Source organism: Limnofasciculus baicalensis BBK-W-15 (assembly GCF_024178385.1).
GTDB lineage: Bacteria > Cyanobacteriota > Cyanobacteriia > Cyanobacteriales > Coleofasciculaceae > Limnofasciculus > Limnofasciculus baicalensis.
Map to the genome: position 1 here is coordinate 1 of NZ_JAMZMM010000436.1, position 4,473 is coordinate 4,473.

General features: G+C 41.9%; 2 protein-coding genes. One reads left to right on the forward strand and one right to left on the reverse strand.

Annotated features, from left to right (window positions below; all coding sequences use genetic code 11):
• Window positions 1-2,390 (forward strand): GAF domain-containing sensor histidine kinase (locus NJ959_RS26075; protein WP_254014674.1); only part of this gene is annotated, 2,390 nt, incomplete at its 5' end.
• A 51-nt stretch (window positions 2,391-2,441) separates the two neighbouring features.
• Here NJ959_RS26075 and thrS read toward each other — a convergent pair.
• Window positions 2,442-4,271: a threonine--tRNA ligase gene (gene thrS, locus NJ959_RS26080; protein ID WP_254014675.1), complete on the reverse strand. Its 1,830-nt coding sequence runs from the start codon at window positions 4,269-4,271 to the stop codon at window positions 2,442-2,444.
• Between the last annotated feature and the right edge of the window lie 202 nt (window positions 4,272-4,473).

Sequence of the window (4,473 nt, forward strand, 5' to 3'; positions counted from 1 at the left end):
CTCTTAAACGGTGGCAAGAAATTTTTGCCTCTTGTTTAGCAGGGGCAACTCACCTCAGCAATGCTGATTATTTCCTCAAATCTGACGGAGCGCGACAAAAAGTTAAATGGAAAATTCAGCCGTGGCGAACAAGTATGGGTGAGGTTGGCGGAGTAATCATATTTACAGAGTTGCTAGAGGGAGATTTGGCTCCCTCTACTTTATTAGAAAATGAAAATAAATGTTCTGCTCTTCCCCATCAAATAGATCTGGAAACAGGCATAAATTTTATCGATAGCGCCCAAGAATATCTGGAACAGGAAACTGTCGAGGAGCAACTTTCACAAATATTCTTGCGGGAATCAGAAGAAAGATTAGAAGATCGACTCAGAGAGAGTGAAGAACGTTTCCGCGCTACCTTTGAACAAGCAGCAGTTGGAATTAAACACAAGTCTCTTGATGGCAAATTGGTGCGGGTAAATCAAAAATTTTGCGATATTGTTGGTTACTCCCGCGAGGAGCTTTTTGCAATCAATTGTCGGGATATAACCCATCCCGACGATCGAGAGTGCGATCGCACCTACGAGAGAGCGCTGGCTGCTGGTGAAATTGAAACCTACTCCCTAGAAAAGCGTTACTTATGCAAAAATGATCCCTTTATTTGGGTTCAAGTTACGGCTTCTTTAGTTCGTACTCCTCAAGGCAATCCTAACTATTTGCTCTATGTGGTTCAGGATATCAGTCCTCGTAAATCTGCTGAATTTGCCTTGCGACAAAAAAGCGCACAATTGCACGAAAAAGCACGGCGCGAAGCGCTATTGAATCGCCTATCTACAGAAATACGCAATAGTTTGGATCTGAACACAATTTTGGAAACTGCTGTTCAAGAAATCCGGCAAATGTTGCAAATAGATCGCTGTCATTTTGCTTGGTATCAACCTCATGAAGCTCAACCTTATTGGGAGGTAGTAAAAGAAGCTCGCCATCCCGATTTACCAGATTTAATCGGTCGTTATCCTGCTGAAATTGTCGGAATTTTAAGTCAGCGACTCTTGCATCTAGAAATTCTGAGGATCAATAATGTAGATACTGTCAGCGATCCAAATTTCCGGCAGTTTGTGCGATCGCTAGGCTATGCTTCTGTGTTACTCTTACCAATGCAGACTCCTGGCGGTGCTATTGGTGTAATTAGTTGCAGTCACACTCGTTCAGCTAGACTCTGGACTGATAGTGAAGTTGAACTATTACAATCGGTAATGGTGCAACTTTTGATTGCAATTAAGCAGGCGGAACTATATGCTGATAGCCATAGAGCAATGGAACAAGCCCAACAACAAGCAACTCGCTTAACACAAACTCTGCGGGAGTTACAAAAGACTCAAGCTCAGTTATTGCAAACTGAAAAAATGTCAAGTCTGGGACATCTTGTCGCTGGTGTGGCTCACGAAATTAATAATCCGGTTAATTATATTTATGGAAATCTAATTTATGCTCAAGAATATTGTCAAGATCTCTTAAGTTTGGTGCAACTTTATCGTAGTATTTACCCCAATCCCCCAGCCGTAATTAAACAACGGATTGATGGCATCGATCTGGAATTTCTTATGGGCGATTTTGCTAAACTTCAGAACTCGATGAAAGCTGGTGCAGAAAGGATTCGAGAGATTGTCCAATCCCTACGGACATTTTCTCGCTCAGATGAATCAGGTAGGAAGCGGGCAGACATCCACGAAGGGATTGAGAGTGCGTTAATGATTTTGCAATATCGACTTAAAGGTAAACCAGGATTGCCCGGAATTAAGGTGATTAAAGACTATGGTGAATTCCCACCAATTGAGTGTTATCCAGGACAAATGAATCAGGTATTTATGAATTTACTGACTAATGCGATCGATGCAGTAGAGGAGAAAATAAGCTGTTATGAGTCAGAAATGGGTGAGGCTTTATCAGAAATCACGATCCATTTTTCTCCTACTATTACAATCCAAACTGGCATAGTTGATCGAGATAGTTCCAGTTTAATCCAAGCTGAAAAGATGGGCGGTAATATTCACCCCCATAATTTTGCTGACTATTCCTGGGAGGAGCATCAAGCTAATGTTAATACTTATTCCCAATCCCAATTGGAGATAGAAAATTTTATTGAGGATGAAAACTTACATGTTTTTATTCGCATCGCGGATAATGGTTCCGGCATGACTCAGGAGACACAAAAACAGTTATTCGATCCTTTCTTTACAACTAAAATAGTTGGAAAAGGAACAGGTTTAGGCTTGTCAATTAGTTATCAAATTGTTGTGGAAAAACATGGAGGTAAGATATTTTGCAACTCAGTACCTGGGCAGGGATCTGAATTTGTGGTGGAGATTCCTATCCGGCATTTGTCGCAGAAGGGGGTATCGCAAAAGTGAAAGAGAATAGGGTTTCTTAAAGAAACCCTACTTCTAAATCCCTAAAATGGTTTAGAAATTTTCACGGTTTGCGATCGCCTTTTCCATCTTCTCCAACACTTCTGCTACAGAAATAGGGCCTAAATCTTTAGACTCTTCTCCCGCCAAGCGAGTGCGAATACTCAGACTGTTAGATTCAACTTCCTTCGCCCCCACAACTCCCATCACTGGGATTTTCGCTTTCTCCGCATTACGAATAAGTTTAGGCAAACGATCGTTGCTAGTATCTACTTCTACTCGCACACCGCGCGATCGCATTATTTGGGCTATGCCCTTGGCAAAATCAAACTGCTCATCACTTACAGGCAATAATCGCGCTTGTACAGGTGCTAACCAGAAAGGGAAATCACCAGCATACTCCTCAATTAAAATTCCAATTAACCTTTCCAGGGAACCAAAAGGGGCACGGTGAATCATTACTGGGCGTTTGCGAGTGTTATCTTCAGCCACATATTCCAAATCAAACCTTTCTGGCAGATTATAGTCTACTTGTACTGTCCCCAACTGCCATTCTCGATCCAAAGCATCACTGAAGATAAAGTCAAGTTTAGGACCATAAAATGCCGCTTCGCCAATCCCTTCAAAATAATTCATTCCCAAGGTTTCCACAGCACGACGAATCGCACCTTGAGCATTTTCCCAGGCTTCATCAGAGCCAATGTATTTATCTAAAGTTGGATCGCGGAAACTCAATCTTGCCTTAAAGTTTTTCAGTTGCAAACTCTTAAATACCGACAAGATTAAATCCACAACACTGAGAAATTCTGCATCTAATTGTTCTGGAGCCACAAATAAATGAGAATCATCTACAGTAAAGCCTCTCACTCGCGTTAATCCCCCCAATTCCCCAGATTGTTCGTAGCGATATACTGTCCCAAATTCAGCTAATCGCATCGGTAATTCCCGATAGGAACGCAACTCATTCTTGTAAATTTGGATATGGAAAGGACAATTCATCGGTTTGAGGACAAAACCCTGTTCCGCAGCAGCAGATTGTTCATCTTCTGCCATCATGGGGAACATATCCTCTTTATATTTTTGCCAGTGACCAGAAATTTTAAATAAATCCACTCTAGCAATATGAGGGGTTACTACTGGCAAATAACCGCGTTTTAGCTGTTCCTGTTTGAGGAAATCCTCTAAAACAGAGCGCAAAACCGTTCCTTTTGGTGTCCAGAGGGGCAAACCAGGACCAACCACATCAGCAAAAAGAAACAGTCCCAGTTCCTTTCCTAACTTGCGATGGTCGCGTTTTAGAGCTTCTTCCTTGCGCCGCTTATGTTCTACCAATTGTTCTGGCGTTTCCCAAGCCGTGCCATAAATACGTTGAAGTTGGGCTTTAGTCGCATCACCTCGCCAGTAAGCACCCGCAACGCTTTCCAATTCCATCGCCTTGGGGTTTATTTCCTTAGTATTTTCCAGATGAGGACCAGCACACAAGTCCCACCACTGATCCCCCAAATGGTAAATTGAGATCGGGTCTTCTAAGCCTGCCAGGATTTCTAGCTTGTAAGGTTCATTAATGTTCTTAATCCGGCGTTCCGCCTCCTCACGACTTACTTCTTCCCGAATTACTGGCAATTTCCGATTGATGATTTTAATCATCTCTTTTTTGATCGTTTTTAAATCTTGCTCAGTAAAAGGTTCCGGCTTATCGAAATCATAATAAAAACCATTCTCAATCCAGGGACCAATAGTTACCTGTGTTCCTGGAAATAGCTTCTGCACCGCCATTGCCATGACATGAGAAGTGGTATGGCGAATCTTTTTCAACGTCTCGGATTCACTAGTACGGGGCAGATAGATTTTTTCAGGCTTTTGGGGCACTTCTGGGTTGGACATTGGTTTTTCCATTAAGCAACTATTTTGTTAGAAAATGAATTTTTAACTAGGTGGGTGAAAATAAATATAACATATACTGAGCGGGTTGGAAAAAGATAAACTAGTCTCTAGCAAGGATTTTGCCTAAATCCACCCCGACAAATTTATCTTTTGTTTTTTACGCCTACCTAATCAGTAATGGGGGAGTCGATTAAGATTATTG

What these genes read in the sequence shown, in the direction of transcription:
- thrS (WP_254014675.1), bottom strand. Translation starts at nt 4,271, where the DNA reads ATGTCCAACCCAGAAGTGCCCCAAAAGCCTGAAAAAATCTATCTGCCC.